We start from the raw sequence: 3,708 nt of genomic DNA, 5'->3' as shown, positions 1-3,708 counted from the left end.
CTCACCCCTCACCCCTCCCCCCTCACCCCTCACCCCTCACCCCTCACCCCTCACCCCTCACCCCTCCACCCGATTCACATCCACCGCCACCGTCAGCTCATGCCCCCCGCCGCCGTAAAAGATCCCATGCATGGGGGTCACGTCCTGATAGTCGCGCCCGACCGCGGTGGTGATGTGCTGCTCGCCGGGGATCAGGTCGTTGGTGGGATCGAAATCGACCCAGCCGAGATCCGGGATCATGATCGCGAACCAGGCGTGGGAGGCGTCTGAGCCCTGGAGCTTGGCCTGGCCGGGGGGCGGCAGGGTTTCGAGATAGCCGCTGACATAGCGGGCGGCCAACCCCAGGCCGCGCAGGCCGGAGATGGCGAGGTGGGCGAAGTCCTGGCAGACGCCGCGGCGATGGGCCATGACCTCGGCCACCGGGGTCGCGATGCTGGTGAAGTGGGGATCGTAGGCGAACTCGCGGAAGATCCGCCCCATGAGGTCGATGCCGGCCTCCAGGATCGGGCGCCCGCGGGTGAAGGAGCCGGCCGCGTAGTCACGGGCCGCGACATTGAGCGGGACCAGGGGGGAGGCGAGGGTGAAGATCCGCGAGGCGTTCATCCTGGGTTTGCGGTGCTGGTGCAGGCAGTCGCGTGCCACCTCCCAGGCGGGGGTGGCGGCCGGTTCCGGCAGGTCTTGCAGGCCGACCTCGACCTCGCTGACGGCGGTGACCTCCAGGGCGTCGTGGGCCTGTTGGATGGAGAAATAATTCACCCGGTTGCCGAAGAAGTCCTCGTGCTCGCGGTTGACCGCCGGGCCGGGGTCGATCCGCAGGGAACTGGACAGGCAGCGCTGGCGCTCGCTCTGGCGGGGCTTGAGATGCACGATGTTGTGACACAGGGAGACGGGCTCCGCGTAGTCATAACGGGTCAGGTGACTGATGCGCAGTTTCATTTGACCACCCCAATGCGCCGCAGCAGGCTGTGCGGCTGTTCCTCGTGACGGAAATACTGGGCGGTCAGGGCGTTGGAGATGGCGGCCAGATCGGACTCCAGGGCCTCCAGCACCTTTTCAAGGCTCAGGCGCCGCTGCGTCTGGGGGTCCGGCTGGACCAGCGTGTCGAGTTCGGCCAAACGCACGCCCGTCAGGGTTTTGAGCACCAGCTTTTCCGCCGGGGTCCGCCCCACCGCCAGTTCGCCCTTGGGCATCACCGTGACCAGCCGCTCGAGTGCGACCAGTTGATAGGCCAGGGCGCGCGGGTTGCCCTCGTCCTGTAGCACCAGGTCGAGCAGGGCCCCGATGCGGGTGCCGGCGCGATAGCGGCGGCGATAGGTGATGGTGCTGTCGGTGACACCGAGCACGGCCTCGATCAGGGTGGTCTCGTCCTGCTCCGGGGTCAGGGGGGTCAGGGTGGAGCGCAGCAGGGCGGCGAGCGCCGCGCCGCGCTCCAGGCGGCGCCCGGTCTCCAGGAAGTGCCACCCCTCGTTGTGGGTCATGTTCTCCTGGGTCAGGCCGGAGAAGGCGACCAGCGAGGTGACCAGCGGGTCGAGCTCGTCCAGGGCCGCCGACGGCTGGGTGGGCGGGGTGCTGGTCAGGGCGCCCAGCCGCGCCTCGATGTCGCTGACGATGCGCCAGGTGTCCACCGAGAGCCGCTCGCGCACCGAGTAGGCGGCCTGGCCCAGGGCCTGGAGGGTCTGGGGCAGCCCGCCCAGGCGGCGCGGGTTGGAGATCAGCGACAGCAGTTCCGGCCAGGGGTCGCGCAGGCGGGCCGCCGCCCCCTCGCCGATAAAACCAGGCAGCGATTGAGTTTGATGGGTCAGGGCCTCCAGCAGGGAGCGCATGAAATAGGTGCCCGGCTTGGCTGGGGCCGCGGCCGGGGCGACTTCGGTCCGTTCGGAGAGCTTGAAGATGATCATGCGCAGCAGCCGCACCAGGCCTTCGGCCCGTTCCGCGTAGCGCCCGATCCAGAACAGGTTGTCCGCGACCCGGCTGGAGACCTCGCTCTCCTGGGTCACGGCGGGGGCCTGGGAGTCCCCGCTGACCAGCAGGGTCTCCTGGCGCTCCGGCTCGGAGGCCAGCACCCAGGCGTCCTTGCCCAGACCACCCAGTTGGTTGCTGACCAGGGCCGCATCGCTGGTCAGCGCCACCCGTCCCAGGCCGCCGGGCAGCACCGTGTAGCCCTCGTCCTCCGCGCACAGGAAGGTACGCAGCGTGATGGGGCGCGGCTCCAGGCGTTGACCGACCAGGACCGGGGCGGTGGAGGGCTGCACCCGTTCCTGGGCGACGAACCGGTTGGGCGACGCCTGGATGGCCTGGATCAGGGCCTCCCGCGCTGCGGCCTCCATGGTGCCCGGGAAGACGCAGCGCTGGCCCTGCGGTTTGCCGGCCTGCTTGATCACCAGGTTATCGAGGTTGGCGAGGACATAGGCGCGCGCCTTGGGCTCGCCGCACCACCAGGTCGAGATGTCGCGCAGCAGCAGGTCCTCACCCAGCAGATGGCGGCACAGGGCGGGCAGAAAGGCCATGAGCCCGGGGTGCTCCAGGACCCCGCTGCCGAGCGCGTTGGCGATCACCAGGTTGCCGGCGCGCACCGCCTCGACCAGGCCCGGGACGCCCTGGCCGGCATCCTCGCCCAGTTCCAGGGGGTCGCACTCGCTGGCCTTGACGCGGCGCAGCATCGCGTCGATGCGCTCCAGCCGTCCCAGGGTGCGCAGCCACAGGGCGCCGTCGCGTACCGAGAGGTCCCCGCCCTGGACCAGGGTGTAGCCTAAATAGTTGGCCAGATAGGCGTGCTCGAAATAGGCCTCGCTCTGCGGGCCGGGGGTGAGCACGACCACCCGGGTATGCCCGTCGCGCCCCGGGGCGAGCCGGGTCAGGGTGCGGCGCATGGAGCGGAAGAAGCCGGCCTGGCGATGGACGTGGGAGTCGCGGAACAGGCTCGGCAGCACGCGCGCGAGCACTACCCGGTTCTCCAGGGCATAACCGGCCCCGAGCGGCGTCTGGGTGCGGTCGCCGATCACCCGCCACTGCCCGTCCGGCATCCTGGTCAGGTCCGCCGCATAGTGGACCAGGGGCCGCCGGCCCGCGACCTCCAGGCCGTGACAGGGGAGCAGATACTCGCGGTAGCCGTCGATCAGTTCGGCCGGCAGCAGTCCCCGGTTGATCAACTCACGCGGGCCGTAGAGGTCCAGCAGGATCAGGTTGAACAACTCGGCCCGCTGCACCAGGCCCCGTTCGAGCACGGCCCACTCCTCGCTGGGGATGAGCAGCGGCAGCAGGTCCAGTTCCCAGGGCCGGGACATTCCCTGGGGATCGCCGTTCAGATTGTAGGTGACGCCGTTGTCGCGGATCATCCGCGCGGCCTCGCGCCAGCGCTCCTCGATGCCGGCGGGACCGAGCGTGCGCAGGGCCTCCAGGACATAGCGCCACTGGGGGCGGACCTCGCCCTGCGTCGGGCGCATCTCGTCGAAGCAGCCGGTGAGCGGCAGGTAGTCGTCGATCAGCCCGGGGCGGGCCAGGGCGGCGGCGAGGTTGGTAGCGGACATGGGCGGGGCTCTTGGCGTGTCTCAAGGCGCGATTAGACACGGCGCGGGCGGAGGTGACAAGACAAAGCGACTCCCAGGTCAACCTGGGTCCCTCGATCGGGTGCGATCAGGACTGATGTGTTGACGCAGATCCCGTACCCTGCAGCGACCGGACCTTCTCACGGACCGGGCGTCGTTGTCG

At 69.8% G+C, this 3,708-nt stretch carries 2 protein-coding genes; both read right to left on the bottom strand.

All coding sequences use genetic code 11. From position 1 onward, the window contains the following. Window positions 1-57 precede the first annotated feature (57 nt). Window positions 58-936: a transglutaminase family protein gene (locus tag QZY48_RS20685; protein WP_295434713.1), complete on the bottom strand. Its 879-nt coding sequence runs from the start codon at window positions 934-936 to the stop codon at window positions 58-60. Further along, complete coding sequence (locus QZY48_RS20680; RefSeq protein ID WP_295434711.1) at window positions 933-3,527, bottom strand: circularly permuted type 2 ATP-grasp protein; 2,595 nt, start codon at window positions 3,525-3,527, stop codon at window positions 933-935. The genes QZY48_RS20685 and QZY48_RS20680 overlap by 4 nt, the downstream gene beginning before the upstream one ends. Between the last annotated feature and the right edge of the window lie 181 nt (window positions 3,528-3,708).

The organism is uncultured Thiodictyon sp. (assembly GCF_903828115.1).
In the GTDB taxonomy this organism is placed as follows: domain Bacteria; phylum Pseudomonadota; class Gammaproteobacteria; order Chromatiales; family Chromatiaceae; genus Thiodictyon.
The sequence above is the reverse complement of the archived record's forward strand: the minus strand, read 5'-3'. Positions and strand labels throughout refer to the sequence as shown.